Annotated in this window: 37 protein-coding genes and 2 pseudogenes; 30 read left to right on the top strand and 9 right to left on the bottom strand. The window is 48.6% G+C overall.

The window, feature by feature from the left end:
- Positions 1-5: 5 nt before the first annotated feature.
- The 12 genes and pseudogenes from nrdF to NYE50_RS04910 form a co-directional block, all read left to right on the top strand.
- The gene (gene nrdF, locus NYE50_RS04860; RefSeq protein WP_445661853.1) at positions 6-971 is read left to right on the top strand and encodes a class 1b ribonucleoside-diphosphate reductase subunit beta; all 966 of its coding nucleotides are present in this window, start codon (positions 6-8) and stop codon (positions 969-971) included.
- 111 nt (positions 972-1,082) lie between these two features.
- A complete protein-coding gene (locus tag NYE50_RS04865; protein WP_340763381.1) occupies positions 1,083-1,241 on the top strand; it encodes a hypothetical protein in 159 nt (52 codons plus the stop codon).
- Entirely contained in the window at positions 1,238-1,756 is a 519-nt protein-coding gene (locus NYE50_RS04870) for a dUTP diphosphatase (RefSeq protein WP_340763385.1), read from the top strand. The genes NYE50_RS04865 and NYE50_RS04870 overlap by 4 nt, the downstream gene beginning before the upstream one ends.
- 160 nt (positions 1,757-1,916) lie before the next feature.
- On the top strand, positions 1,917-2,237 hold the full coding sequence (locus NYE50_RS21935) for an AP2 domain-containing protein (protein ID WP_224988456.1): 321 nt from the start codon (positions 1,917-1,919) through the stop codon (positions 2,235-2,237).
- Between the two features lie 237 nt (positions 2,238-2,474).
- Positions 2,475-3,194: an FAD-dependent thymidylate synthase gene (thyX, locus tag NYE50_RS04875; RefSeq protein WP_224988457.1), complete on the top strand. Its 720-nt coding sequence runs from the start codon at positions 2,475-2,477 to the stop codon at positions 3,192-3,194.
- A gap of 26 nt (positions 3,195-3,220) precedes the next feature.
- The gene (locus tag NYE50_RS04880; protein WP_224988400.1) at positions 3,221-3,787 is read left to right on the top strand and encodes a 3D domain-containing protein; all 567 of its coding nucleotides are present in this window, start codon (positions 3,221-3,223) and stop codon (positions 3,785-3,787) included.
- Between the two features lie 16 nt (positions 3,788-3,803).
- Positions 3,804-4,259: a class I SAM-dependent methyltransferase gene (locus tag NYE50_RS04885; protein ID WP_224988402.1), complete on the top strand. Its 456-nt coding sequence runs from the start codon at positions 3,804-3,806 to the stop codon at positions 4,257-4,259.
- Positions 4,260-4,275: 16 nt separating this feature from the next.
- Positions 4,276-4,446, top strand: a complete 171-nt coding sequence (locus NYE50_RS04890; protein WP_224988404.1) for a hypothetical protein — start codon at positions 4,276-4,278, stop codon at positions 4,444-4,446.
- On the top strand, positions 4,447-5,361 hold the full coding sequence (locus NYE50_RS04895; protein ID WP_224988406.1) for a hypothetical protein: 915 nt from the start codon (positions 4,447-4,449) through the stop codon (positions 5,359-5,361).
- The gene (locus tag NYE50_RS04900; protein ID WP_340763392.1) at positions 5,358-5,930 is read left to right on the top strand and encodes a deoxynucleotide monophosphate kinase family protein; all 573 of its coding nucleotides are present in this window, start codon (positions 5,358-5,360) and stop codon (positions 5,928-5,930) included. The genes NYE50_RS04895 and NYE50_RS04900 overlap by 4 nt, the downstream gene beginning before the upstream one ends.
- A 308-nt stretch (positions 5,931-6,238) precedes the next feature.
- A pseudogene (locus tag NYE50_RS21940) lies at positions 6,239-6,667 on the top strand (DNA cytosine methyltransferase); the annotation flags it as partial.
- A 46-nt stretch (positions 6,668-6,713) separates the two neighbouring features.
- A pseudogene (locus NYE50_RS04910) lies at positions 6,714-7,181 on the top strand (DNA cytosine methyltransferase); the annotation flags it as partial.
- Here the strand turns inward: NYE50_RS04910 and NYE50_RS04915 are convergent.
- Complete coding sequence (locus NYE50_RS04915) at positions 7,154-7,534, bottom strand: hypothetical protein (RefSeq protein ID WP_041481629.1); 381 nt, start codon at positions 7,532-7,534, stop codon at positions 7,154-7,156. The pseudogene NYE50_RS04910 and the gene NYE50_RS04915 sit on opposite strands and share 28 nt — an antisense overlap.
- A 78-nt stretch (positions 7,535-7,612) precedes the next feature.
- Here NYE50_RS04915 and NYE50_RS04920 point away from each other — a divergent pair, with 78 nt between their 5' ends.
- Genes NYE50_RS04920 through NYE50_RS04930 form a run of 3 tightly spaced genes read left to right on the top strand, consistent with a single transcriptional unit; the run spans position 7,613 to position 9,372 of the window.
- The gene (locus NYE50_RS04920) at positions 7,613-8,002 is read left to right on the top strand and encodes a sigma factor-like helix-turn-helix DNA-binding protein (RefSeq protein ID WP_340763397.1); all 390 of its coding nucleotides are present in this window, start codon (positions 7,613-7,615) and stop codon (positions 8,000-8,002) included.
- On the top strand, positions 7,995-8,483 hold the full coding sequence (locus NYE50_RS04925; protein ID WP_340763400.1) for a hypothetical protein: 489 nt from the start codon (positions 7,995-7,997) through the stop codon (positions 8,481-8,483). Before NYE50_RS04920 ends, NYE50_RS04925 begins: the two co-directional genes overlap by 8 nt.
- 22 nt (positions 8,484-8,505) lie before the next feature.
- Positions 8,506-9,372 (top strand): hypothetical protein, encoded by an 867-nt coding sequence (locus tag NYE50_RS04930; protein ID WP_340763402.1) that lies wholly within the window; start codon positions 8,506-8,508, stop codon positions 9,370-9,372.
- A gap of 187 nt (positions 9,373-9,559) precedes the next feature.
- On the opposite strand, the gene NYE50_RS04935 is transcribed toward NYE50_RS04930, so the two are convergent.
- The 7 genes from NYE50_RS04935 to NYE50_RS04965 form a co-directional block, all read right to left on the bottom strand.
- Positions 9,560-10,369: an ATP-dependent DNA ligase gene (locus tag NYE50_RS04935; protein ID WP_340763404.1), complete on the bottom strand. Its 810-nt coding sequence runs from the start codon at positions 10,367-10,369 to the stop codon at positions 9,560-9,562.
- An 80-nt stretch (positions 10,370-10,449) separates the two neighbouring features.
- A complete protein-coding gene (locus tag NYE50_RS04940) occupies positions 10,450-10,932 on the bottom strand; it encodes a hypothetical protein (protein WP_340763406.1) in 483 nt (160 codons plus the stop codon).
- Positions 10,908-11,087 carry a hypothetical protein gene (locus NYE50_RS04945; protein ID WP_095284310.1) on the bottom strand — a complete coding sequence of 60 codons (180 nt, stop codon included), beginning with the start codon at positions 11,085-11,087 and terminating at the stop codon, positions 10,908-10,910. The genes NYE50_RS04940 and NYE50_RS04945 overlap by 25 nt, the downstream gene beginning before the upstream one ends.
- Before the next feature lie 130 nt (positions 11,088-11,217).
- Positions 11,218-11,655, bottom strand: a complete 438-nt coding sequence (locus NYE50_RS04950) for a hypothetical protein (RefSeq protein ID WP_340763409.1) — start codon at positions 11,653-11,655, stop codon at positions 11,218-11,220.
- Positions 11,656-11,668: 13 nt separating this feature from the next.
- Positions 11,669-12,406, bottom strand: coding sequence for a DUF2786 domain-containing protein (locus tag NYE50_RS04955; RefSeq protein WP_340763411.1), 738 nt, complete (start codon positions 12,404-12,406; stop codon positions 11,669-11,671).
- Between the two features lie 105 nt (positions 12,407-12,511).
- On the bottom strand, positions 12,512-12,712 hold the full coding sequence (locus tag NYE50_RS04960; RefSeq protein ID WP_340763413.1) for a hypothetical protein: 201 nt from the start codon (positions 12,710-12,712) through the stop codon (positions 12,512-12,514).
- Positions 12,713-12,917: 205 nt separating this feature from the next.
- On the bottom strand, positions 12,918-13,064 hold the full coding sequence (locus NYE50_RS04965) for a hypothetical protein (protein WP_164965943.1): 147 nt from the start codon (positions 13,062-13,064) through the stop codon (positions 12,918-12,920).
- A gap of 115 nt (positions 13,065-13,179) precedes the next feature.
- On the opposite strand from NYE50_RS04965, the gene NYE50_RS04970 reads away from it, so the two are divergent.
- From NYE50_RS04970 to NYE50_RS04985, 4 genes are all read left to right on the top strand, one after another.
- Complete coding sequence (locus tag NYE50_RS04970) at positions 13,180-13,410, top strand: helix-turn-helix domain-containing protein (RefSeq protein ID WP_168984907.1); 231 nt, start codon at positions 13,180-13,182, stop codon at positions 13,408-13,410.
- A 1,222-nt stretch (positions 13,411-14,632) separates the two neighbouring features.
- Positions 14,633-14,914 (top strand): hypothetical protein, encoded by a 282-nt coding sequence (locus NYE50_RS04975; RefSeq protein WP_340763416.1) that lies wholly within the window; start codon positions 14,633-14,635, stop codon positions 14,912-14,914.
- A complete protein-coding gene (locus tag NYE50_RS04980; RefSeq protein WP_340763419.1) occupies positions 14,901-15,035 on the top strand; it encodes a hypothetical protein in 135 nt (44 codons plus the stop codon). Before NYE50_RS04975 ends, NYE50_RS04980 begins: the two co-directional genes overlap by 14 nt.
- Before the next feature lie 275 nt (positions 15,036-15,310).
- Entirely contained in the window at positions 15,311-15,562 is a 252-nt protein-coding gene (locus tag NYE50_RS04985) for a hypothetical protein (RefSeq protein WP_340763421.1), read from the top strand.
- Between the two features lie 197 nt (positions 15,563-15,759).
- On the opposite strand, the gene NYE50_RS04990 is transcribed toward NYE50_RS04985, so the two are convergent.
- Positions 15,760-16,308 (bottom strand): site-specific integrase, encoded by a 549-nt coding sequence (locus NYE50_RS04990; RefSeq protein ID WP_285979740.1) that lies wholly within the window; start codon positions 16,306-16,308, stop codon positions 15,760-15,762.
- Positions 16,309-16,390: 82 nt separating this feature from the next.
- Between NYE50_RS04990 and terL the strand changes: the two genes are divergently transcribed.
- The 11 genes from terL (at position 16,391) to NYE50_RS05045 (ending at position 24,578) form a co-directional block, all read left to right on the top strand.
- Entirely contained in the window at positions 16,391-18,145 is a 1,755-nt protein-coding gene (terL, locus tag NYE50_RS04995; RefSeq protein ID WP_340763425.1) for a phage terminase large subunit, read from the top strand.
- 16 nt (positions 18,146-18,161) lie between these two features.
- Positions 18,162-18,593: a phBC6A51 family helix-turn-helix protein gene (locus NYE50_RS05000; protein ID WP_046341194.1), complete on the top strand. Its 432-nt coding sequence runs from the start codon at positions 18,162-18,164 to the stop codon at positions 18,591-18,593.
- A gap of 2 nt (positions 18,594-18,595) precedes the next feature.
- A complete protein-coding gene (locus tag NYE50_RS05005; RefSeq protein WP_340763430.1) occupies positions 18,596-20,227 on the top strand; it encodes a phage portal protein in 1,632 nt (543 codons plus the stop codon).
- On the top strand, positions 20,227-21,051 hold the full coding sequence (locus tag NYE50_RS05010; RefSeq protein WP_340763432.1) for a phage minor capsid protein: 825 nt from the start codon (positions 20,227-20,229) through the stop codon (positions 21,049-21,051). Before NYE50_RS05005 ends, NYE50_RS05010 begins: the two co-directional genes overlap by 1 nt.
- Positions 21,052-21,142: 91 nt before the next feature.
- Entirely contained in the window at positions 21,143-21,814 is a 672-nt protein-coding gene (locus NYE50_RS05015) for a phage scaffolding protein (protein WP_076424333.1), read from the top strand.
- Positions 21,815-21,825: 11 nt separating this feature from the next.
- Complete coding sequence (locus tag NYE50_RS05020; RefSeq protein ID WP_076424331.1) at positions 21,826-22,929, top strand: SU10 major capsid protein; 1,104 nt, start codon at positions 21,826-21,828, stop codon at positions 22,927-22,929.
- Positions 22,930-22,980: 51 nt separating this feature from the next.
- Positions 22,981-23,217 carry a hypothetical protein gene (locus tag NYE50_RS05025; RefSeq protein WP_095352793.1) on the top strand — a complete coding sequence of 79 codons (237 nt, stop codon included), beginning with the start codon at positions 22,981-22,983 and terminating at the stop codon, positions 23,215-23,217.
- Positions 23,218-23,219: 2 nt separating this feature from the next.
- On the top strand, positions 23,220-23,438 hold the full coding sequence (locus NYE50_RS05030; RefSeq protein ID WP_046341201.1) for a hypothetical protein: 219 nt from the start codon (positions 23,220-23,222) through the stop codon (positions 23,436-23,438).
- A 13-nt stretch (positions 23,439-23,451) separates the two neighbouring features.
- Positions 23,452-23,838, top strand: coding sequence for a hypothetical protein (locus NYE50_RS05035; protein WP_014470943.1), 387 nt, complete (start codon positions 23,452-23,454; stop codon positions 23,836-23,838).
- A gap of 15 nt (positions 23,839-23,853) precedes the next feature.
- Complete coding sequence (locus NYE50_RS05040; RefSeq protein WP_340763444.1) at positions 23,854-24,174, top strand: hypothetical protein; 321 nt, start codon at positions 23,854-23,856, stop codon at positions 24,172-24,174.
- On the top strand, positions 24,171-24,578 hold the full coding sequence (locus NYE50_RS05045; protein ID WP_340763446.1) for a hypothetical protein: 408 nt from the start codon (positions 24,171-24,173) through the stop codon (positions 24,576-24,578). Before NYE50_RS05040 ends, NYE50_RS05045 begins: the two co-directional genes overlap by 4 nt.
- Positions 24,579-24,584 lie beyond the last annotated feature (6 nt).

Genomic DNA, 24,584 nt, shown 5'->3' on the forward strand with positions numbered 1-24,584 from the left:
ACGCAATCCATACGGCGGCCGACTGGTCGCGCCACGAAGACGACTTCACGCAAATGTTCTACGCGCAGAACGTTAAGCAGTTTTGGCTCCCGGAAGAGATTTCGCTAAATGGCGATCTCCTCTCGTGGAAGGCGTTGGGCCCGGCCGAGCAGACGACATATATGCGGAACCTTGTAGGCCTGACGCTTCTGGACACGGAGCAAGGAAATACCGGAATGCCTATCATCGCGCAACATATCGACGGCCACCAACGTAAAGCCGTCCTGAATTTTATGGCGATGATGGAGAACGCAGTCCATGCGAAGTCCTATTCGAATATATTCATGACGCTGGCGCCGACGGAGACGATCAACGAAGTATTCGAATGGGGTAAGACCAATCCGTATTTGCAGCGAAAGGCGGCGCTGATAACCGGCCTATATCGTGGCATCAAAGAAGGCGATGCCCTTTCGCTGTATAAGGCGCTCGTGGCTTCGGTTTACCTCGAAAGCTTCCTGTTTTATTCCGGCTTTTATTATCCGTTATATTTCGCTGGCCAAGGCAAGCTAACGAGCAGCGGCGAGATCATTAACCTCATCATTCGCGATGAGGCGATACATGGCGTATACGTCGGCTTATTGGCGCAAGAGGTCTACGGAAAGCAGGACGAAGGCACGCAACACCGACTCGAGATGTTTGCGCTAAGCCTTATCGAAGAGCTTTACCTGAACGAGGTCGCATATACCGAGGATTTATACGATGCGGTCGGCTTAACGCACGATGTGAAACGCTTCCTTCGGTACAACGCGAATAAGGCGCTACAAAACCTCGGATTCGATCCATATTTCGAAGAGGAAAGACCGAACCCTATCGTCATGAACGGCCTAAATACGAAGACGAAATCGCACGACTTCTTCTCGCAAAAAGGAAACGGCTATAAGAAGGCGACGGTAGAGGCGCTCAAAGATTCGGATTTTTATTTCGGCGAATAAGCGTCCATTTTCCGGAGTAGCTTCGCAGTTATATACGAAAAGGAAATTATCCGGCGATGTCGCAAAAGTGGCGATTACCTACCCGTTATATAAGTGAGGAGGTTATCGCGTATGAAACGATTTATCAGCGCCACTGCAACGGTCATCGCCGGACTGCTCTTCGTCCTTCCGTACATCCATACGATAGGATTTCGGTGGTTTTCGATAGTGGCCGTGTTCGCCTTGCTTGCGATATTAACAAGCGAAAGCACGAAGGAGGAAACGAAATGAACGTAAATATAAAACGGTTATCACCGGACGCTCAAATACCGGCTTATGCACACGCAACGGACGCTGGCTTCGATTTGGTCGCGGCGGCTGACGTTATTATCGAACCGGGCGAGACGGCGTGTGTGCCGACAGGCTTGGCGTTCGAGATTCCGGAAGGCTTTGAAATGCAAATCCGACCTCGCTCCGGCATTACGCTGAAGACGTCTTTACGCGTGCAGCTCGGAACTGTAGACGCGGGCTATCGCGGAGAGGTCGGAGTGATTGTCGATAATATTGCTGAGTATCGAAATAGTTCAGGCGCAGAATTGTTTAGAGAGTCCTTCGACACTATTGACGGCGGCCTCGTTCCAACTGACGGGATGTTTAACGTAAAGACTTATCTCATCCGCAAAGGCGATCGTATTGGGCAAGGGGTAATTAAACCGGTCGAGCAAGTTGAGTTTGTAGAAGTTTGTGATCTTAGCGAATCTGACAGAGGTGATGGTGGATTTGGCAGCAGCGGAGCGTCCGTATAAAGAGCTAAGTTTATCTAATGGCGGAATATGTTTAGTCAGCGAAGAGGACTTCGATAGTTTGAGTAAATATAAATGGCACAGGAGGAGTTCCGATGGATACGCGGCTCGCACTGTGTATAATGCTGGTAAATTCAAAACTATTCGAATGCACCGGGAGATTATGCGCCCTCCGAAGGGATTTGTTGTAGATCACATTAACCGAGACAGATTAGACAATCGAAGGGATAACCTTAGAATCGCTACCACAAGCCAAAATATTGCTAACTCGGTAAAACCTTCCACCAACTCGTCCGGCTATAAGGGAGTACAGTACCGAAAAGACCAAGGAAGATGGAGATCGTGTATACGAGTAAACAAAAAGCCCATCTCTTTAGGGCAGTATGATTCAGCAGAAAAGGCGGCACAAGCATATAATGAGGCCGCAATAAAGTATTTTGGAGAGTACGCAAGACTGAATGATCTCCCTAAGGAGGACGCTTAGATGGCGCAAATATATGCGTGCTTTATGAACGGTAAGCTATACGGATGGGGTGACCTCGAATATATGAGCGAGCTATTTCGCGATTACGTTGTTTATTGCGAGATGTATGGAATAGACGACTGTACATTCCGAATAACTACGAAGGAGAAAGCTCGTAGCTTAATGCTTAACGAAACTATCCGCGAAAACGGCGAAGCATTAAAACGATTGGAGGACGAATAGATGGCGGAAACCAAAATGAACGTACAGCTTATCGCACATACGCAAGTCTCTCGTAGCTTCTTAGATACGTTTGTTCCGTTCGCTGATGAAACGGACGGCCAAGCGGTAGCCCTAACCGCAATCAGAACGTGCTATAGCGCCAATAAGCCGACCGAAATCGTCGCAAAGGAAGGCGCCAAGTATTTCGGCTCCAAAGCGTCAGACGGCGGCGCAGGCACGGACGCCGACCGGCTATTCCGACACATCTTCGCATCCAAACACACGTCGACCCTCGAACACCTAACGTTCACCTTTGCGATTGAAGGCGTCAGCCGGGCGTTACTAGCGCAGCTTACACGGCATCGCGTTGGTTTTAGCTTCAGCGTCCAGTCACAGCGTTACGTGCGGATGGGGAGCGATGATAAGATCGGCGGGTTCGATTACGTGGTACCGGACAGCGTCAAAGGATCGGTCGTTAAAGAGGCGCTATTCCGAGCGTCAATGAGGATGCGCCAAGAGGATTATGATGCGTTAAGAGCGCAAGGAGTTCCCGCAGAAGATGCTCGCGCCGTCCTACCGAACGCAGCCGCAACGAATCTCGTGATGACTGCGAATCTGACTGCGTTGTTGTCGTTCTATTCCAAACGTAAAAAGGGACGCGGCGCGCAGGCGGAAATCACCGAATTAGCCGAAGCGCTAAGACGCGAAGTGGTCGACGCGGAACCGTGGACGGACCAGTTTTTCGAGGAGGTGTAAGCATCGGAATACTAACGAATCTTGCGATGTCAACGCAATTACTTACGAACCCGACCGCTAAGCCGCCGGAACCACCACCGCCGAGTCCGCCACGCATCACCGAAGAAGAATATGCGCTCCAAGAGGCGGAAGCCATTATCGAAGGCAAGGACGCTGAACTGGCGGCCAAGGATACGAAGATAAAAGCGCTCGAATCCGAGCTTGCTTCCGTAAAAGACGAAGTTAAGGCGCGGGCTAACGAAAAGCGCGAGAAGCCACCGCAGGAGAACGAAGAGCCTGCCGGCTGGCAAACGTTCGAAGCGTCTGCGTATACGGCTTATTGCGCTGAAGGATGTACCGGAATCACAGCGACCAGCCTCGACGTTAGCCAAACGATTTACCACGGAGGCAAACGCATTATTGCGGTCGATCCGTCAGTGATTGCGTTAGGATCGACGGTTGAAGTGCGGCAGGCAGACGGCAAGACGTTCGAAGCCGTGGCGCAGGATACGGGCGGCGCAATTAAGGGCGCCAAGATTGACGTATTAGTTGCGGACGAAGCCGACGCGGTACAGTTCGGACGGCAGTCGGTGAAGGTTCGTGTAATAAATTAACGGGAGGGTAACGACGATGAAACGGATTTTAGACGCGTGCTGCGGAAGTCGAATGTTTTGGTTTAATAAGCAGAACGAGGATGTTTGTTATATGGATATCCGACAGGTAAGCGAGACATTAAGCGATGGGAGAAAGTTGGAAGTGAACCCGGACGTATTAGCCGACTTCCGAAATATGCCGTTTGAGGACAATTCGTTTTACCTCGTCGTATTTGATCCTCCGCATTTACTTAGAGCAGGCGAAGGTTCTTGGTTGTCCAAAAAGTACGGAAAGCTTAACGAGAATTGGAAGACTGATATTGCGCAAGGATTTAAAGAATGTATGCGAGTGTTGAAGCCTAACGGAACACTTATTTTTAAATGGAACGAAGATCAGGTTAAGTTAAGCGAAGTGCTTAAGGCTATAGATTTCAAGCTTTTATTCGGAAACCGCCGCAGTAAAACGCATTGGCTTGTGTTTATGAAGAACTAGACGGGAGGTCGATCGGATGGAATTAAAGATAAGTCAGGCGGAGATACAGAACGCGATAAACGATTATATTCGTAAGAAAGGACTAAACGTGGATGTGAAACGGATTGAATACGTCGGTCCGTACGGAGACTCTCTAAGCCATCTTGATTATGCGGTAGTAGAATTCGAAAATGGGGAGGCGGAATGAATGGTGGAAACTAACGCAAAGATCCACGTACTGGCTGACGAAAAACTAGGTGGCATCAAGCGTGAATACGTTGAGGTCGATCGGAAGGCGGAGGTTGGCGAGAAGATCGTTATTGTAGAGAAGGCTGATTGCGATGAATGGTACGAGAATGGCTCTATTTTTACAGTTGATCGCGCCCGCCCAGGAAAGGCACACGTAGAAAGTGACGAAGCTATTAGCGGTACAAATCTCAGCGGATTTATCATTCGCGATGAATACCACGTACTCGAACCGACCGACATCATTCACATTGACGGTCAGCGCTACGAAATGGCCGATCGCAAGGCGGAAGTGGGCGAGAAGGTCGTGCATGTTAATAAAGACTGCGGCAAATCTGACGGAGTAGTAACCGAAGTTACCGATGTAGGCCCTAGTACGGTTGACATCGTTGAGTACGAAGTATCTGACGGAGAAAATGTTTGTGGAATCTCTCACGGATATTACCGCGTACTCGTCCCGGTAGAAACCGCTGAAGCCGACGAACGGCAGCCGTCCGACCCAATCGACGTTATCGCCAGTTTAGCGCAAGAGGTGGCGGAATTGAAGCGTAAGGTGAGCGACCTAGAAACGGTTGTGGAACGTCATGAGCGCATAAATGGTCGTCATAATTGCGAAATCGACACGCTCCACAAAGACAATCGGACGCTCGGCGAGGAATTGGCGCGGTTGAAAGAGACGCCGAAGAATGAAGCATGCGCTCCGATTGACGCTCCGTTAGTTTTTGTTCAGCGGAAGATAGGCGATGCGTTTGACATGTATCAAGACGGTAAGCGCTTGCGCGGTATAAAACGAATTCGTATTGATGCGGCGATGGGAGAAGTCACTACGCACGACATCGAATTTGTTTCCGGAGCAACCGAGGAGGAGCGCCCATGAAGCTCGCCCTAACCGCACCGTTACGCGCAGGCAAGTCGCAAGCCGCCGGTTATTTATCGCTACATTACGATTTCCAAACGTTCGCCTTCAGCGACGAACTAAAGGCGGCTTTTCATCGCGCTTTCCCTTCCGTACCCGAAAAGCCGAAGCCCCGCGCGTATTATCAAGAATTCGGTCAGGCGGTGCGGAAGATGCTCGGCGAGAACGTATGGATAGACGCATGTATGGCGAAGGTCAACGCATATACGGCGCTCTTTTCTCGCAAATGTGATTGCGGATTAGCACCGTCCCTGAAGAATCGCGTACTGATCGAAGACGTTCGGCAGCAGAACGAATATGACCGGCTGCGCGCCGAAGGATTTACTATCGTCCGCATCACAGCGCCGGAGGAATTACGGATCGAACGCGCACAAAAGGCCAGCGACGATTTCGATTTAGCAGCGCTCGATCATCCGACTGAAAAAGCGCTGCAAACTTTCGAAGTTGATTACGAAATTGTTAACGATGGTACGTACGAGAAGCTCTATGCGAAACTGGACGAATTAATGGCGGAGGTGGGCGTTAGGTGAAGATGATTCCGAATCATTACGGATACGGAGTGCGAAATGATGAGAAACCCTATGCACACAAAATCCCGGACGGCGGAAACTGGCGTAGCCTACCTGAAGACGAACAAAAAGCGTTTATGAAAGGGTCGTTTTACAGCGGAGGTGGGAAAACGGCCTATCTTCGCAAGATGTCCTGGGATGAGCCGGCTTTAACGGTCACGGCTTCGGTAATAGCGAAAGCTACGTGCCATCTACATCCAACTGAATCGATCGAGAGGAGCGAATATATGGGCGACTTTAATTTAACGCCACAACAGCCGACGAACGGAATGAATGTGCTCGAACTATTCTGCGGAGGCGGACTCGGTGCAATCGGCTTTAAAGCGGCCGGCTACAATATTGTGAAGGCGCTGGACTTCGATAAGAATGCCGTTAAAGCATACCGTCACAATTTCGGCGATTACGTTGAACAGGCGGATATTAGCGCAGTAGATATCGACAGCTTGCCGGATACCGACGTTATATTCGGAGGGCCGCCATGCCAAGACTTCTCGGTTGCGGGTAAGGGTGCCGGAGCAGACGGGGAACGCGGTAAACTCGTATGGCGGTATCTCGAAATCATTGAACGAAAGCAGCCGAAAGCCTTCGTGTTTGAAAACGTTAAGGGATTGATAACGAAACGCCACCGTCCTACATTCGACGCGTTTATCGAGAAGTTTAACGAAATAGGTTACGAGATTAGTTGGCGAGTTATGAGCGCGTGGGACTACGGAGTAGCACAGAAGCGAGAGCGCGTGGGACTACGGAGTAGCACAGAAGCGAGAGCGCGTGTTCATCGTCGGAATACGAAAAGACCTCGGATTCACTTTCGAGTTTCCGAAGCCGTTAGAAGGCGATTATCAGACGAGAGTGTTGCGGGACGTCATCGGGGATTTGCCTGAGCCTGAGCGCCAAGATTGCGGAAAGTATTGGACGCCAAAAAGCGAATACACGTACGGCCAAGCTAACCGCGTGCAATCGCTAGATAAACCGTCTAATACGATTCCGGCGCATCATAACAGCGGACAGCCGATCCATCCGACCGAAGCACCACGACGATTCACCGTCCGTGAATGTCTCCGAATCCAATCTGCGCCAGACACATACATCCTGCCAGACGATATTTCTTTATCGGCGCAGTATCGGATCGTAGGAAACGGAATTGCTTCGCGTGTAGCGTGGTATATCGGATGTGCCTTGGCGGATCAGCTACGATTTAAATCGAAAGCATAAACACCGGAAGGGTACGCCATATACGGCTGCTTCGCGGCCTCCTCTTCGCCAATCATCTGAAAACGTAGCGGAAGGTCCTCGTCTTTGAAGCCGGCCGCCTTAATTACTTTGCTTGCGGCTTTATTATACGAGCGCTTATCGAATTTGAACGGAGCCGCATCAGCCTTTACGGTTTCAGGCTTTGCGCAAACGAGCCGATTCGCTTCGTCATCATAGCCAATCGTCAAGTAAAACGGAGCTTTGTCAGGCAGACCGATGATTTTACGTGCGCCGGACGAAACGTATATTCTTCGTTGTTTATCAAGCGTTATGTAAGCGTCATTACTTTGCGCTGAAATCCAGTTAATAACCACGCAATTCACCTCGATTATACATTATACGGAAATTATATTCGCTTTTGGGACGAAAGTCAAACGAAAGGGGACGAAGGGATGGGCGTTACAAAAATTGATCTACACCGTAAGGACCGCGAATTCCACGACGCATATGCGCTAGATAACGCAGAAGGCGTCAAGCTACTGCTCTCCGATTATCAGAAGTTCGTCAGCCGGAAGCGATGCGGCGACTATGCGGCCGTGGAAGTGCTCATCGACATTCACAAGGCGATTGAGCTCGCCGGTTTAACGGATCGGCAACGGCAGGCGGTCGAACTTGTGTATTTCGAAGAGTTAACGCAAGCCGAGGCGGGCAAACGGATGGGGATTGCGAAAGATGCAGTAAGCCACTTACTTAATCGCGCATCCGAAAGCCTTGCGGACATTTATTACTATTGGGCCGGTCACGGCGAAGGATACACGACAGGGGGACGGATTGATGGATAAAACGATTTTGCACGAAACGATTACGGAAATGTACACACGCACTAAGGACGGCAAGATGTCGCGGCAGGAGCGACTTGAGGCAATAACTGCTCTGTCCGACGCTTACTACGACTCTACCGGAGAGCATCCGGAGCCATCAGCGCTTGAAAGAATGGCAAATCTCGTACTCTACGAAGAGCTATCCGATTCGCATCCGGACAAGGTGACGCGCGAAGAGTATCCGATCATGAGCGAAACCCAATTCGACGAGCGTTACAAACGTGAAGCTTCGGATAAATTGGCGGAGGAATACGACCAAACCGGCTCCTATAAAGGTCGGCCGATCCGGAGGCCTCGTTCTTCCTACGAAAATAAATTACTGAATAGGCGCGCCAAAGCACGGAATGAAGAGCGAAGGAAACGCTATTCGGCCTTCGTTAACGGAAGGTCGGACGGTCAGTTCACCGTAAATATCGCTACCGGCGAAAAAGTTTATCACTGATACCTATATTTTATCGCGTTAGTTGTCTATACGTTATGAGGGCGCCCGTTTAGCGCTCTTTTATTTTGCGAAAAAAGGAGACGGTATAATGAAGAGATTACGAGTTATTAATACGGAGACAGGCGAAGACTGGTCGGAAATGTACACGCTGCGGCACCGAAACCAAGACGATGCCTTTCGCCAGCAACAAGAAAAGACGGCTGATCGACGCGATTTCTCAAACGCCAATATGTCTAATATTCACGAAGTCTATGACGCTCTTACGACGGCGCAGTGCGGCTACCTGATGCTGCTTCAGTGCTACGTCGATTATAACGGTGTGCTCGTTAAGTCCAGTCGCAATAAAACGCCGATGACCACCGCGGACATGATGGACGTTTTGCAGCTCGGTAAAAAACCCCGGACCTTTTACGACTTCCTCTCCGCCTGTACCGAGCACGACATTATCCGGGAAGAGGGCGGCTGCTACAGCGTAAATGACCGCTATCACTTCAAAGGTAATTTCGGTAGCCAGCAAGTCGTCAAGCTCTACAGCGCGAAGATTAAACGTGTGTACAGCGAAGTGAAGGCGACTGACATCGGCCTGATCTATCGTATGCTGCCGTTCATTCATTACGAAACAAACGCTCTATGCGAAAATCCTTTCGAAAAGAATCCGAAGCGCATCCGCTGGTTCAATAAGAAGGAGCTTGCGTCAGCGATCGGCGTTACTTCGGATGCGCTTGGCCGGCGCCTGAAGCAGATGAAATTCGACGGCGAATACGTTGTTGCGCGTATTAAAGTCGGCAGCGAGCCGGAGCGCTACACGTTTAATCCTAACGTATTCTATCGACAATCAAAGACGCCGGACAAAACGCTGATTGCGCTGTTCAACGTTAAAAAGGTATAATTTTACTATATCGGAGGTGAGGCGAATGGGAGAAGTAAAACCGGGCGGATTTCCACGATTGTACGGTATGCCACGAGGAGCTAGTCCGTTAGAAAGCATTATCAGAGGCGCAGGTCCAGCGGAAAGCGCATCACGCGGAGCATAAAACGAAAAAGGACGCCTTATACGGGCGTCTTTATTTTTGCGTTTATATCCACGAATCAAACGAAGGTATGCGCAGCAGTCCTTTCCGCGTCTTAAACCGATGCTTCACGCGGCATCTTATCGGCTCTATATTCACGTATTTATCTGATTCTCCTACGTCTACCCGCTCCGAATGAAATCTCCGCCGTTCGGCGTGCGGCATAAACTCCATCAGTCCCGCATAAGCACCGTCTTCATACGCCAAAATAAGCGCATTATCTTCTTTGCGGTAACCCGTAATCCAAACGTCAGTGTATTCGTAATTAACGATCTTCAGCCAACGGTCCGACCGCCTATTTTCCGCGTAGGACGAAGCAGCACGCTTCATAACTACGCCTTCAATGCCGGAGCTTTTCGCTAATTCGAAAACAGCGCGGCCATTACCGGTAACACTATCGACAATCTTAACGTTTGGATGATCGAGGTAAAGGCCGGTTAATAATTCCTTCCGCTCATATAACGGCTTCGACGTAACCGATACGCCGTCGAGTCGCAATATATCGAACACGCAGAAAACTATCGGATGATAACTTCTTCGCGATTGAAACCGTTCCATCATCGCTTCGAAATCGCCGGCGCCTGTCGGTCCGGGCACGATAAGCTCGCCATCGAGTACGGTGCCGTCCGGGATCTGTAGCGTGTGGAGTTCGGGGAATTTAGCGGTGACTTCGTTATTGTGGCGCGTATAGAGGCGTATTTGTCCGTTGGTTTTGGACGCGATTAGACGGATGCCGTCGAATTTGATTTCCGTAATGTAATCGTCAGAGTCGAACGGGTCTTTTATGGACGCTAATAGCATTGGCGAAATAAACAAAAAATCACCTCGTTTCAGCTTCGTAATACTATAATGATATAGTAAGAGTCGGCTGGAGCGAAGTGATTGGGCGTTGGTAATTATTGTGCAACTACCGGTCCATTTTCGAAGTCGTTGCTAAAACAAACTACTCCAATAATAAAATCGACAAGCTCACTAATATGTATAGAGTAGCTGCAAGGATTGTTAATGGATACTAGAGGTAATAACTCTTCACTGCTGTTGATCTGTAAAACAACGTGGACAAGTTGAGTTTCAGGATCTCTCACTTGTAAATAAGCTTTTCCTTCTGATATAACGGTCCGGAATTCAGCAGGAGAACTCATTAGTTTGAAATATAAAACTTCATTTTGGTTGTTGTCTTTCCTAATTTCTATTCTGTTGTCCGACACCTCAATGACATCGGCTAAACGGTTTCGGAGTTGAATTAAGTCGTCTCTTACTTTCCTCATAATTTTAAGTGTCAAAATCTTATTTCTATATTTTTTATCAAGTCGTTCTGATAAGCGATCAATATTACTCACTGAATGCCCTCTCATTAAATGTTCTTTTTCATTCCACACCGCCGGCACTCCCGAAGAAACTTCCCGCTCTTCACCGAGCTTTTGAAAAGCGTATAATCGCAGTTATCGCAACGCCCTGCGCGCTTGTCCGGAAATTCCTTGTATTCGTAAGTGATCGACGTATCAATGCCGTTAGTCTCGTATTTCCCCTCCATTTTCGCTGTACCTCCGTGTCCTACATCGTTGTATAGAACGATTATACCACGAAATTACAGCAAGAGAGCCGCTTCAGACGCGTTCAGGTACGGTAGGTATCCGAAAGCTCGAAACGGCTCATTTCGTTCATTATTTAACGTTGAATTTCGCTGACTCAAACGTACCGATGTATTTGCGCTTGCCTGAATCCGAATAGCAGTCGATCTGGATAACGTATGTGCCTTTGCCGGTTTTGCTGCGGATTGACTTCGCACTAAACGACTTCAGCGGCGTTGCGGTTTTGAAGCTGCCGCGCTGTACTAAATTCGTATCGGTCAGCCCGCCTCCGCTGCGTTTTTTGTATACGCCAGCCGTGTAGTATAACGTTGAGCCGCCTTTCTTCTCGGCTTTCCAATCGACCGTGCTTGCGCTGCTGCTATACGTGGTTGCGTCCGTATATACCCGTGCCTTGTGTCCGAACTTTTCCGTCTGCCATCCCGACCATGCCGCGTCAGCTTGCGGAGCCAGCGCAATAGTGCCGGTTAATAAGGTTGCGGTGATTACGAGCGATTTAGCTAAACGTTTCATACGATTTCCCCCTTTAGAAGCCGACAACTTCGTCGTCAATAGTCGATTTTGTATAATCGATGGTATTTCCGTCGCGATGACCGCTACTATACGCAAACATTTCCTCAATATCCGGGACTTGTATTGCGCGTGCAGTTCCGAACGACTTCGAAAGCTCTTTGTAGGCGTCGCTTACTTCCTTCGGTTTAATAACCATCAAACCGTATTCTTCTTTCATCTGACGCAACTGCTCGGCGAATTTTTCTTTAAGCCCGTCAAGGAAGCCCTTCATGTAAGAGTTTTTTAGGTCATTGGTCTTTTTTACGGTTCTGGTGGCGTATTCTTCGTCATAGTAGGAATTTATGAAACGCTTTGAGTAGAGCTGAATCGCATCATAGGCGAGTACAAACATTTCTTTCGCAAGCTGCACATCGTTGTCATAACCGAAGAAGATTACAGTTTTCTTCCTTCTTTGCTCACCGTCAAAACGTTTATTATTGTAATAAAATTCAACTTTGAAGTTATCCGCGATAATTCGTGATAACGAACGTTCCCACCAGAAAAGCCGCTTATAAGCCGTTGCCTGACCTTTTACGATCTCTTGTTCGGCATATCTTTCCGTTATCTCACCAGAGGAAATATCGTGCTTAATCATGAGTTTCTGCGCCAATAGGAACGCGCTTTGCGATTCCTCATCGCTTTTATTGTCGTTTGCAATTGCCAATAGGCCGCGAATTTTCTTTATGATCGACTCGTTGCGCGTAGAAGTCATACGATTTCCTCCTCAACTTCCAGCCGCGTACCACACGTAGGGCAGCACGCGTCCGGCTTGATTTCGATATCTAACTTAGCGTAATTGCAATCATGGCAAGTGTATTCAATCATCGTTATGACTCTCCGTTTCCTTTTCGATTAAGTACCCGAAGTAGGTAAGCACCGTATTAAAACCGATCTGGTACGCGCGCCCGCTGTCCTGAAATAGCGTCATCGGTCGTTGGTATAGGTCGAGGATCTGCGCTTTTTGTTGCGCCGTTAATGGCGGCGTATCCGACCACAGGCGTCTTATATCAAGCGTCATTTTCCACACCGCCTTTCCGCCGTAAGAGCAGAAGGACAAAAAACACGATCGCCGATCCGATTCCGATATAATCGAGCGCGGAAAGCTTGGCGAAATTCATGCTCGCGATCCATGAGACAAGGACGATAATTAGCAAAATTTCCGTGGTATTAATCCGTTTCATACGTGGTATAATTGATTGACAGGGGCTTTCGCCCCCGCTGGATTATGTGCGGCGACGGTGTTTCTTGGTCGGAATCCGTCGCTCTTTTGCTTTCGCCTCTTTGCGCATCTTGCGAAGTTCTAGCGATAGTTTGAAAATCGCTAACCAAGTGCCTAGGAGCGCTGAAAGCTTTACGATGATGTCAATCAATTTACCGTTCACCTCCTTTCGTTACTTTAATTATATCGCATAAACGTTATAACGTCAATACGTTATTGATAAAAATATCGTTTTTACGTTATAATAATCGTAGGAGGTGGCGGAAATGATCGCAAAGATAAAGGTAGGCGAGGCGTTAAAGCGGTCGGGCAAGACGCAAGGCGAACTCGCTGAACTAACCGGAATCCGTCCGAATACAATAAGTGAATTAGTCCGCGGACATAGGGAACGAATCCAGCTCGACCATCTCAGCCGGATTGCGTCGGCGTTGAATATAAAAGACATACGTGAACTGATCGACCTAGTAGACGAAGAAAACGGAGGCGCTGACGAATAGTTGGCGTCTTTTTTTATGCATGCGATTCTCAATTACGATAACCTAAATGATAATGAACACGACTTTATTCGCACAAATCGGGCAAAAACACGACTTTATTCGCACAACCGAAAAGTGGGTTCGCGCTTAGAGCCACAAGGGATACAGCCGTTTTAGTCCGTCAATCACTTCTTAGTCTTGTGAATCACAAGCCTCCGGAACTACGGCTTCGCCTTCGTCCGGTGTTAACGCAATCAATATATCTATTAATATCTGCGCGTATGTAGGGAACGAAGTGACCGGAATTAGCGCTATGTTTAAATACATTCGGATGTGAGTACGTAGGATAGACGTTAATAGAGCGCTAACCTAACGAAATAAATAACGGTATTCTAACGATAAGTATCAACATTTACCGCCTTAGCTGTCTATACGTAATAGAAGGACGTAACATACCGTATAGCCTAGCGATAGGCAGGCGGAGTACAGCCGGCATACATACGCTATATGTAACACCGTATAGGCATACGTATGGTTATATAGGAAGGAAGGCGTCGGGGAGACGTCCGGTTGCGATGCGTGATGAGGCGAACAGCAACGAGCCACTGCCGGAGGATGAGCCCTTCCAAAACTCACGGGGTCAAACCAAATGACCGACGCAATATGCACGATCCTATACATAGCATACGGCACATGGCATACGGCAGGGTGCATGCGTGGCGCGGCTTCTTGAATGCATAAAGAACATACGATTAATTGCGATGAGTAAACGATGACGAACGCTATCATATCAACGTTTGTCTATTGATTCGAATGTAACTCAATTTACTTCTGTTAAATTCGTTATTCATAAATGTGTATTTAATATACGATGACCCAAACGAAGAATTGCGGAAACGCCGGGCCCCCAACCGCCCCCAAAAATACCGGCGCGACTGCTGTCCGGAACTTGCGCACAATTTTTCGAACTCGGGGCGTCAACTAAACGGAGGTGTAGACGTTGCCCCATAAATGCGACGTTTGCGAAAAAGATTGCGAAGTGGAATACGATGATATTAACGATCGTCATATGTGCGAGAGATGTTGGGACGAATATTACGAGGCTTGTTATTATGGCGGATTAATATAACGATTATTCCACGAAATAAGCACGTCACAGCCGTTTTAATCCAGACGGAGGGTATTCGGTAGGGTAAGCGTTAGAGACGCTAATTTCGTGTGATTTCGAAGGGAGGGCGAAAAGGTGGCAAAATATCGTAAAAAGCCGGTTGAAATAGAAGCGGTAAAATTCGAGGATACGGCGCATTCAATCGCTGATATTTCGAACTTGGCTGGCGGAAGGACGATCGTATACAGTTACCAGAGCGAATATCCGACTTTAACGATTCAGACTTTAGAGGGAGATATGATCGCACAGGTTGGCGACTACGTTATTAGTGGAATAGAAGGCGAACTTTACCTGTGCAAGCCCGACATTTTCGAAAAGACTTACGAAAGGGTGAACGAATCGAATGGCGGAATTTAAAACGTTAAAAGAAATCGTCGAGCAGCTTAAAGATTGCGGATATGAATGCGAGGCAGGTCCGTTAGTCAATAACGTAGCTTTCCAAAAGCTTGCGGAATTGGCAGGCGTCGAGGTTTTGTAGATCACCGCAATCAGAACGAGGCTTCCGCACCCTACGGCGGAGGTCTTTTTGTGCTTGCGTTTTACTGATCAGATGGAATGTGCTTCCGAGCCTTCCGGTAACGCTAGCGCACCCACCGACACGCCTCTCAACGATGCGGACCCCGGTCGGTGTGGCAAATAGGGGCGCATGTTCCTCGGTGGCGAATTATTTGGGCAGGTTCGATCCCTGCCGCCTCTGTAAAAGTGGGTTTCACGTTGAAGCGCGCTTTAAGAAACGAAAAGGAGACGATGTGAATGGCGGATAAACGCGAATCAATAGGAAATTCAGAAATGGCGAGGGTAGATACTACAAAATTCAGCTTAGAATCTAAAACCGGAAATATCTACGCAACAGGCGACGTTAGCGTAAAAGTAAGCGTAGAGGTATCCGAAGCTATAACCGGCCTTAAAGCGCTTCAGCGCGAAGCAAAGGCGGCGACTCAGGCGCTGGCTGAATTGCGCGAGGAGCAGGCGAAACACGGTGGTGGACGAAGCTATGACGAATAAGCAAACGGAATCCCACTGCGCTCCATCTAATTGTTCGCGTCATTTCGAAGTATGCGATTGCAAGTCGATGTGTCTGCTGCGGTATGGAGAAGAAATACGGAAGCGGCAGGAAGAAGTCGTAGCGGCAACCGGATTATACGAAAAAAGACGAGCACACCTACGTTGGCTACGGCTCAAACGTTGGGGCGCCCGTCGTCTTATAGATTAACATTCGCGTATACTTCGTCGATCCTGTCCTGATTGATTCCGATATATCTCAACGTGACCGACTGCTTCGAATGGTTGAAAATCGATTGAAGTAGCGTAAGATCCGTGCCGTTCTTGTACGCGTGATAGCCGAAAGTCTTACGCAATGAGTGGCAGCCGATTGTGCCGAGTTTCTCTGAGAGGCCGGCGCGCTCAACAGCTTCGTTAAGGATGCCGTATGCACGGACGCGGGTAATAGCTTTCGAACCCTTCCGTGAAGGAAAAAGCCAGTCGTCATCGTTTGCTTCGGCCGGAATCAGGTCGGCGACGGCTTTCTTGATTGCGGCATTGAAGAAGAAACGTTTTGACTTCTTCGTTTTCCCTTCCGTAATTGCAACGAAGTCCTTTCCGCGTACATCGCCGACTTTGAGCGCGAGTATATCGGATATACGTAGGCCGGAATTAATGCCGATCGTAAATAAAAGCAGATCACGCCCTCGAAGTGCTTTTTTTATTGCGTTTATTTGGCGTTTTTCTCTAATCGGTTGGACTTCGTTCATTCGAATTTCACTCCGTTCTCAATATGTTAAATTCATATTAACGAAAATATTAACGAAAGTCAAGCGAAAGGAGGTCGATAATTTGGCGTGCATTAACGGAAAATGGTTGGATCGTGAAGAGCGGCAAGAACGTATCGACTTATTGATCGAGAGTGTGCGTCGATTAGCGGCCCTCATTAAAGCAAAAAAAGCCACCGACTACCATATCGATATGTTCCGGAAGAACAAGGCCGAATTAATTAAACTGAAGCGCGTTCATCGTGCCGAGGTGGATATCGCATATTTCACCTACGAGTATTTGAGCGACGGCCTAAACCCGGAAAACGAGGATAATGTCGTAAGGAATTCGGATGACGGGACGCCTCACGATAGCATTGAAGATATCGCGAAGATTCACGAAGAATTTTTCGAGCTTTGCGATTACGTCAACGAAGAGAAAAGGAACGCGCGGCTTGCAATCGCGGCTGCCCGGGGCCACTCAAAATCCGGTATGTTTTCGAACGCCCTTCCGCTACACCAAGCGGCTTACAGAAAACGCAAGTATATTCTTGTTATATCAGAGACGGATTCGCTCTCGAAAAAGCTTATCGGATGGGTTAACAAGCAGATGAAGTTTAACGCAAAGCTACGGGAAGACTTCGGCCCTATGATGCACGAGTCGGCGAGCCGCAACGAAAAGGATAACGAAGAGGCGTTCATTACCACGACGAATATCCTTATCGAGTCGTCGTCCTCCGGTAAGCAGCTTCGCGGTAAACGTCACGGCGCTGTCCGGCCTGACCTCGTAATAATTGACGACCCATCATCAACAAACAACGAAGGAACCAAGGAAGCGCGAGAAAAGCTCGTTCATTGGTTTAACTCGGTCGTTGTTCCGATCGGGTCCAAGGCGACCGCGATCGTGTTAGTCGGGACGATGGTTTCAGCGACCGGGCTTCTTAACCACGTTCTGAAGCGTAAGGATTTCAAGGCGAGCTTTCACGGAGCGATCATAAGCGAGCCAACACATCCGGAATTATGGGACAAATACTGCGAGGTCTATGCGAGAGCGGAAACGATCGAAGAGGCTGACGAATTTTACGAAGCGCATAGAGAAGCGTTGGAGGATGGCGTCGAACTGGCGTGGCCTTGGCGCTGGACGTATCGCGAGCTCATGCACGAGAAAGTAAACATGGGAACGCGCGCATACAACTCGGAGTTCCGGAACTTGGCTTTCAGTGAAGACGAGCAGTTCTTTTTCCCGGATAACTACGCCTATTACCACTATTATCACGAGAACGGAACAGCATACGTCGTGTATAACGAATTGAAAATACCGATCAGTGATCTTCTGATTGTGGGCGCGTGGGATATCGCGCAGGGCAAGAATGCGCGGTCTTGCTATAACTCGGTTATTACGCTCGGCAAACACGAGCCGACGGGATACATTTTCGTACTTGATGAATACGCGTCGAAGGAGCCAGCGCACGTATACATTGACGTCATTATTCGGAAGATCAAACAATACCGGCATCGTTCCTTCAACGTTGAAACGATTAACGCGCAACACGAATACTACCGTCAGCTTCAGGAACGGGTCCGGCAGGAAGGTCTTTATACGTGCCGCGTGAACGATGTGAAATCGCATAAGTCTTCGAAAGATGAGCGAATTCAATCGATGGAGCCGATGCTGCATAACAAAACGCTAATTCTAAACGATAGGCACACGATGCTTCTCGATCAGATGGCGCAGTATCCTTTCGGCGATTACGTTGATTCACTCGACGCGCTTCAGCAGGCGCTCGAATCCGTATTCAGGCCGAAAACAAGGCTGGTGAAGAAGCCGGGATGGCTATAAGAAAGGGGGCGATAAAATGTCGCGGATGAAAGAGCTCGAAGCAAAACTAACGCTTCAGCAACGTAAGGCAGCGCAAGTCGTGGCGAGTAATGAAGTTACGCCCGAAGACGGGAACAAACGAAGTCAGGACGCGCTGGCCGAAGAAATCGGTGTAAGTCGTATGACGCTCTATCGATGGCGGTTTCAAAATCCGATATTCATCGAATACATGAATCTATTAGCGGACGATATGCTATCCGGGCACCGGTCTGAGGTATATGGGCAGCTCCTAAAGCTGATAAAAGGGCCGCAGCCTTCAGTTAAGGCTATCGATTTGTTCATGCGTCGCCACGGATTACTGACCGATCGTCAGATAACGACCAATGAAGCAGACGGAGGCGCCCGCAGTAACGAAGATATCGAGAAGGAACTCGAAGAACTAGCTGACATTATCGGAGAGGAGGAATAGCGTTGGGGTTTTTCAACTTACTAAAGAAACACGACCAGCCTTCGGATGAATACACAGTCAAAAAGACATACAGTATCATTCGGCAAGGCGCGCAATTTCCTCCGGATGATTCAATCGAGAGGTTGGCGAAGTATAAGCGTATGCGTAAGCTCTTCGAAGGAAAGCACCGAGACGTGTACGAAAGGGCTACGGACATTTTAAAAGATTCGCCACAATCGAAACAGCTTGAAAAGCTCTACATTGCGGTTAATCTGGCTGACATACTCGTCACCAAGCCCGCGGATATGCTCGTCGGAGAGCCGGTTCATTTTGAAAGCGGACTGGACGACACCAGCAAAGAGCAGACAGCTCTCAACCGATACGTAGAAGAAAACGATCTCAATCAACTGCTACACGAGAGTGCCATGTCGAACGGGTATCGCGGTGACGCTTGGATTAAGGTTCGATTTGGATACCGTCAAGACTACTCTGAACTCATTTCGATGGGATTAGGTATTCCAGAAGAAGCGAAAATGGAGTCCGTTGTTGAGCATGTTAATGCGAATTGCGTTTTCCCTGAGTTTTCAGCCGGAAATGTTAAGCAGATCAAAGCGGTCAATATAGCCCAAGTCGAATGGGTAGAGACGGAGCAGACGGAAATTCCTTTCCTAAACGTAGAGCGCCATATACCGGGACATATCTTTTATACGCGCTACAGACTATATCAGAATGGCGTCGATGTTTCAGGCGGCGCCCCAATCAGCGTTTTCAATATAGGCGAAGAGGTACCGACGGGTCGCGAAGAAGATCACGAAGAAACGTTCCTCCCGCACATTCCGGTCTTTCACATACCTTATAAATCAATCGATGACAGCTATTTCGGTATTGGCGGATTGGAGAAGATCGAAACGGTATTCGCAGCGATCAACGACCGGCTTGTTCAGATCGATTATATTCTTTGGAAACACAGTGACCCTACAGCGTATGGTCCAGATTTAGAAACGACTAACGGAGCCGTTCAGTTTGGTGGCAAATACATTCCGGTAAATAAAGACGACCCGACGCCCGGATATATGGTGTGGCAGGCTCAGCTTGATGCCGCGTTCAAACAGCTCGACATGCTATTGAGTATTGTCTTTCAGATGTCTGAGACTCCGCAATGGCTTTTCGGAACAACAATGTCCGGAGATAATTCTGGTGGGACCGGGACTTCGCATACAGATGGCGCGGCGATAAAAGCTCGATTCATGCCTATACTTTCGAAAATAAAACGTATTCGCGCCCATTACGATAAAGCAATACGCGATGCCCTTTGGACGTGCATGCTGCTCGAAAAAGCAGTCGGTGTCATCGACGTTGAAAATGCGGTTTATCCGCGGGCTATTTGGAGCGACGGACTTCCGAAGAATGAAAAAGAGCTCGCCGAAATTATGCAAATCCGTACAGGCGGCAAGCCTACGATTGACGTTCGCGGAGCCATTAAGCAGCAGGACGACGTGGACGACGAGAAAGCTGACGAAATCATTCGTCGCATTGAAGAAGACGAAAAAACGACGAGCGGCTTTGTTGACGGATCGGTTTTCAACAAGGAAGAACCGGAAAAGAGCCCTTCGGACGAGGATAAAGAGGAAATCGCAGAGGAGGACGATAGTTAATGCCTCGTTCTCCTGAGCCTCAATATGATTATCAGACGAATCGCCTTGCCGGGTATTATCAGGAAGCGGTACGAGACATCTTGGCGGAGCTTGAACGAATTGACCTCGATAATTTTCGAAGAGCTAACGCGTTGGCGACCTTGAAATCTATTAGCGAGATCCTCAGCGATTTAGACGAAAAATCTTCCGCATGGGTCAAGAAGAATGTTCCGAAGGCGGCCACCGATGGTATTGCGCGGGCACTGGTCGCTCTGGACGTAGCAAAGACGGTGGCGGACGCGGAAAAGGTCGTTGCTTTTAACGAGGTAAACGAGTACATGGTTGCGGCTGCTGTAGCGGATACGCAGTCGGATTTATTAGCAATTACGCAAAACGTCGATAGGAAGACGCGGGCCGCCGTGAGGAAAGCCGTGTCGGATTCGATGCGTCTTAATATGACCAAAGGGACGAACGGACGGCGCAGCATAACGGATCTGGTACGCAAGTCTCTTCAGGCTTCGGTGAGTACCGGCATTATTGATGCGAGGGGAAATCGATGGAAGCCGGAAGTGTATGCGGATATGGTCGTCCGTACAAAGATGATGGAAACCTACCGGGAAGCCCATACGAATGAGGCGGTAAGCCGCGGAGCTTATTATGCGCAAATTTCGTCTCACGGGGCGAAGGATTTATGCCGTCTTCACGAAGGACAAATCATTAAGCTGACCGACGACGCTCCCGGCAATTACCCGACATATGATGAACTCAAAGCGACCGGGGAGATATTTCATCCGCGTTGTAAGCACGTAATTTCCACAATAAGAAACCCATCAAGCGCCATGTAGCGCTTTTTTTATTTTGTCCGAACGTTATGACGTTAAAAGAAACGGCTGCATCACTCAATAGCCGACGGGCTTTAAGCGGTGGAGGGACTATATGAGCGAAGAACTTAAAGAAACGCAAACAAGTGAAGTTACCGATCAAACTACGGCTGAGGTGCCGGAAAATAAACCTGAAGCGCAGACGGTGACTATGACGCAGGAGGAGTTTAACGCTGTAATTGCTCGCGAAAAGGGGCGCGTTAAGAACAAGTACGCTGACTATGACGAAGTGAAGGCGAAACTTAGCGATTACGAAAAAGCTCAGAAAGAGCGAGAAGAGGCGGAAATGACCGAGCTGGAAAAGCTTACGAAACAGCTCGACGAAAAGGCCGAAGCTGAAGCCACCTTCGTAAAGCAGATCGAAGATTTAAAAGCGGCTGCTGAACAGGAAAAAGTGGCGAACGAATTTATCAAGGTTGCTACGAGCAACGGCATCGCCTACATTGACGACGCTTTACGTCTGGCTGACCTATCCGCGGTAAAGGTTGAGGACGGAAAAGTAATCGGCATGGAGGACGTTGTAAAGGGGCTCGTTGACAATAAACCGTACTTGGTTGCGAAACAGCAAACGATGAAACCGATCGGCCAACCCTCTAATAGCGGAGGAGATGGAGACGGCGGCGAAATCAAGACGTTAGAAGCGCAACTAAGCGAAGCAAAGAAAGAAAAGAATTTTTCGAAGGTAATCGAGCTTTCAAACAAATTGAAATCACTTTTGAAGAAGTAGGGGGAAAATAAATGTTAACTAGTTACGATTTTAAAGATCAGGTACGACAGCTTGACGACGGGATTGACCTTATTATTCAGGATGAACCGACATTACTCGGTCTGATCGGGTTAAATGGAGAGGCGCTTTATCAGACTAAATTCGAGTGGATGTCTGATCGACTGAACTCAAACCTCGCGACTGTTAAATCGGTAGCGGAAGACGGAAAAATCACTGTGGCGGAAGATGACGGAGAGAAGTTTCGTAAAGATGCCATCGTTGTTTTTGGCGAAGAGTATCTGAAAGTCACAAACGTTTCCGGCGATGTGCTGACTGTTGTTCGCGGATTTGATGGGACAGTTCAAGAGGAAATCAAGGCCGGTTCGGAGTTGCGTATTGTTTCCCGTCCGCAAAATGAAGGCGCTGGTGTTGGTATCGATGAAGGCCACGACCGTTATGTAGATTACAATTTCACGCAAATTATTGAAAGATACGCTGCCGTATCGAACACTCAACAAGCAGTCCGTACACATAACGTATCGAGCGAGCTTGATTATCAAGTAAAACTACGTCTTAAAGAGATGGCGCGTGAATTTAACGACTGGTTGATCTACGGCCGCAGAATTGATGGCAAGCCTCGTATGACTGGCGGCTTACTGAACTTTGCGAACTTGAAAGGCGCTGCTAAAGCTAACCTGAAAGGAGAAGAGGTTCAAGCGAAAGATATTAATGCATTAATGGAAAAAGTATATCAGCGCGGCGGGTCAGCAAATACAATCCTTACAAACACCGCGGGTGCTCGTCAAATCTCTAAAATGGCGACGGATACTATTCGAACAGAAAGAACGGACGCTGCTACAGGCCACCGCGTAAGTACCTTCGTTTCTGATATGGTAGGTGGCGGAGTTGCGACTGTAGTTGTAGATCCGAACTTCCCTAAAGACAAAATCGCACTCTTCGACCGTAGTATTCTTTCTCTGCATCCGTTGAACGGCCGTTCCGTCTACGATACTGATGCCAGCGTAAATGGTGCCGACTTTGTTGCGCGTCAGATCCGTGGCGAATACGGAATCAAGGTCAAAAACGCGAATGAAAAAATCGCCATTCTCGAAAATATCTCGACAACTGTATCTTAATGACAATCGACGGGCTTCGGCCCGTCTTTTTAATTTGAAAGGAGGACAACAATGGCAATTACAGATGATCAGAAACGGAGATTAAATGAATCTATGCCGGTCGCCAACGATCTAAAGCTCGGTGACATCATTCAGGAATTACAGGAAAGCGGTGGGACTGCCGGACCAAAAGGCGATCCCGGTCCGAAAGGCGACCCCGGACCAAAAGGAGCGGACGGGTTCGGTACCAAGGCGCAGTATGACGACATCATCGCGCGGCTTAAAGCGTTAGAGGGAGCTGGCTCGTAATAATGGCCGTCTATAAGGCTTCTCCGTTTTATTCCGTAGGCACCGACCAGACGATTGTTTTCGACCACAAAGGCGTTTATGAAACCGATGTGCCTGCCGAAATCAAGCAGTTGAATGCATTATGTCCGCGATGGATTAGCTGTATTGCGTCAGACGATGAGACGGAAAAGGCGGAGGCTAAGGCGCCGAAAAAGCCTGCACGTAAGTCCTCCGGAAAATAAGGGGGCTGTGCGTATGGCTTTAAGCGTAGAAGCTGCAAACGAATATATTAACCGAATGACAATCGATAACGAGGATTGGAACGACTATGACGATGCAAAGCAGCAGCGGGTACTAAACGTAGCCGAGGACGTCTTGGCTCGAAAATTTCGTAAGTACGTCATTCCTGACGACGCAGTTTACGAGTTTACGAACGTGCTTGCGACTGCTTATAACGATACGAACCGCCTGAATAAGCACGGCATCGCGTCTTACTCAATCACCGGCGTCGGGTCGTTTACGTATAAGGAAACGCTTCGAGCTGACGATGAGTCTCTCATACCGAAAAAGACGATCGACCTGATCGAAGAAGCGAACGACGTGAAACTTAGCGGCCGGACCGTAAAAGCGACGGTGATGTAATTGGCGATCATACCAATGCGTCAGACCGTGACCGTTACTCGTGCTTCAGATGAAATAGACGTGTGGGGAAACCCCGTGAACGTCGAGCCGTTCGAAATTAAGTGCCGAATCGACGAAGGATCTACTATTGCTAATTCACGTTCTTCTGGCGTTGTGAAGAGCGAGGAAGTCGTGGCTACGGCGCGCATCTTGGTCGATAAATTAGCCGACATCAGGTATACGGATACACTCGCGTTCACGAACGAGCTAGGCGAAACTATTGAACGTAAACCGAAGGAAATAAACGTGAAGCGACATGTCAGTGGTAAGCCGATACTGACCGAGGTGGTCGTATGAGTTTCACGTTGGATGCTGGCGATTTTCTATCGTTATTGGATAGCCGAGAGGTAGCCGTTGAGCAGGCAGCAAAAACAGCGATGCATGATAATACTGATGACCTCGCTAGGCTTGCGCAAAATATCGCCCCGATCGACAAAGCCACGCTCCGACGCGGCATGAAAAAGAAGGTTACGTTAAAGCGCGATAGTCTGATCGGTGAAGTATCGTTCCGGGCCGTTGATAAAGGCTTTAACTATGCAGTATGGACTCATGAAGCGGAATACAACCTCGGACCGAATTCGGCAAGTGCCGGCGGCATTAGCGGCTATCCGGTCGGTAACAAATATCTGGAACGTCCGCTGAAAGGTGAATCGCAGAAATACATTAATCACGTAGCAGACGCGGTGAGAAGGGAGTTGTGATAATCG

Source organism: Bacillus sp. EU55, assembly GCF_038005925.1.
GTDB lineage: Bacteria > Bacillota > Bacilli > Bacillales > Bacillaceae > Bacillus > Bacillus velezensis.

What these genes read in the sequence shown, in the direction of transcription:
- NYE50_RS04955 (WP_340763411.1), bottom strand. Translation starts at nt 12,406, where the DNA reads ATGACTTCTACGCGCAACGAGTCGATCATAAAGAAAATTCGCGGCCTA.
- NYE50_RS04900 (WP_340763392.1), top strand. Translation starts at nt 5,358, where the DNA reads ATGAAGCTCGCCCTAACCGCACCGTTACGCGCAGGCAAGTCGCAAGCC.
- NYE50_RS05015 (WP_076424333.1), top strand. Translation starts at nt 21,143, where the DNA reads ATGAGCGAAGAACTTAAAGAAACGCAAACAAGTGAAGTTACCGATCAA.
- NYE50_RS04970 (WP_168984907.1), top strand. Translation starts at nt 13,180, where the DNA reads ATGATCGCAAAGATAAAGGTAGGCGAGGCGTTAAAGCGGTCGGGCAAG.
- thyX (WP_224988457.1), top strand. Translation starts at nt 2,475, where the DNA reads ATGAACGTACAGCTTATCGCACATACGCAAGTCTCTCGTAGCTTCTTA.
- NYE50_RS04945 (WP_095284310.1), bottom strand. Translation starts at nt 11,087, where the DNA reads ATGGAGGGGAAATACGAGACTAACGGCATTGATACGTCGATCACTTAC.
- NYE50_RS04885 (WP_224988402.1), top strand. Translation starts at nt 3,804, where the DNA reads ATGAAACGGATTTTAGACGCGTGCTGCGGAAGTCGAATGTTTTGGTTT.
- NYE50_RS04950 (WP_340763409.1), bottom strand. Translation starts at nt 11,655, where the DNA reads ATGAAACGTTTAGCTAAATCGCTCGTAATCACCGCAACCTTATTAACC.
- NYE50_RS04960 (WP_340763413.1), bottom strand. Translation starts at nt 12,712, where the DNA reads ATGACGCTTGATATAAGACGCCTGTGGTCGGATACGCCGCCATTAACG.
- NYE50_RS05030 (WP_046341201.1), top strand. Translation starts at nt 23,220, where the DNA reads ATGGCCGTCTATAAGGCTTCTCCGTTTTATTCCGTAGGCACCGACCAG.
- NYE50_RS04920 (WP_340763397.1), top strand. Translation starts at nt 7,613, where the DNA reads ATGGGCGTTACAAAAATTGATCTACACCGTAAGGACCGCGAATTCCAC.
- NYE50_RS05045 (WP_340763446.1), top strand. Translation starts at nt 24,171, where the DNA reads ATGAGTTTCACGTTGGATGCTGGCGATTTTCTATCGTTATTGGATAGC.
- NYE50_RS04870 (WP_340763385.1), top strand. Translation starts at nt 1,238, where the DNA reads ATGAACGTAAATATAAAACGGTTATCACCGGACGCTCAAATACCGGCT.
- NYE50_RS04925 (WP_340763400.1), top strand. Translation starts at nt 7,995, where the DNA reads ATGGATAAAACGATTTTGCACGAAACGATTACGGAAATGTACACACGC.
- NYE50_RS21935 (WP_224988456.1), top strand. Translation starts at nt 1,917, where the DNA reads ATGCGCCCTCCGAAGGGATTTGTTGTAGATCACATTAACCGAGACAGA.
- NYE50_RS05020 (WP_076424331.1), top strand. Translation starts at nt 21,826, where the DNA reads ATGTTAACTAGTTACGATTTTAAAGATCAGGTACGACAGCTTGACGAC.
- NYE50_RS04985 (WP_340763421.1), top strand. Translation starts at nt 15,311, where the DNA reads ATGGCGGATAAACGCGAATCAATAGGAAATTCAGAAATGGCGAGGGTA.
- NYE50_RS05035 (WP_014470943.1), top strand. Translation starts at nt 23,452, where the DNA reads ATGGCTTTAAGCGTAGAAGCTGCAAACGAATATATTAACCGAATGACA.
- NYE50_RS04865 (WP_340763381.1), top strand. Translation starts at nt 1,083, where the DNA reads ATGAAACGATTTATCAGCGCCACTGCAACGGTCATCGCCGGACTGCTC.
- NYE50_RS04990 (WP_285979740.1), bottom strand. Translation starts at nt 16,308, where the DNA reads ATGAACGAAGTCCAACCGATTAGAGAAAAACGCCAAATAAACGCAATA.
- NYE50_RS05000 (WP_046341194.1), top strand. Translation starts at nt 18,162, where the DNA reads ATGTCGCGGATGAAAGAGCTCGAAGCAAAACTAACGCTTCAGCAACGT.
- NYE50_RS04890 (WP_224988404.1), top strand. Translation starts at nt 4,276, where the DNA reads ATGGAATTAAAGATAAGTCAGGCGGAGATACAGAACGCGATAAACGAT.
- NYE50_RS05040 (WP_340763444.1), top strand. Translation starts at nt 23,854, where the DNA reads ATGCGTCAGACCGTGACCGTTACTCGTGCTTCAGATGAAATAGACGTG.
- NYE50_RS04895 (WP_224988406.1), top strand. Translation starts at nt 4,447, where the DNA reads ATGGTGGAAACTAACGCAAAGATCCACGTACTGGCTGACGAAAAACTA.
- NYE50_RS04880 (WP_224988400.1), top strand. Translation starts at nt 3,221, where the DNA reads ATGTCAACGCAATTACTTACGAACCCGACCGCTAAGCCGCCGGAACCA.
- NYE50_RS05010 (WP_340763432.1), top strand. Translation starts at nt 20,227, where the DNA reads ATGCCTCGTTCTCCTGAGCCTCAATATGATTATCAGACGAATCGCCTT.
- NYE50_RS04980 (WP_340763419.1), top strand. Translation starts at nt 14,901, where the DNA reads ATGGCGGAATTTAAAACGTTAAAAGAAATCGTCGAGCAGCTTAAAGAT.
- NYE50_RS05025 (WP_095352793.1), top strand. Translation starts at nt 22,981, where the DNA reads ATGGCAATTACAGATGATCAGAAACGGAGATTAAATGAATCTATGCCG.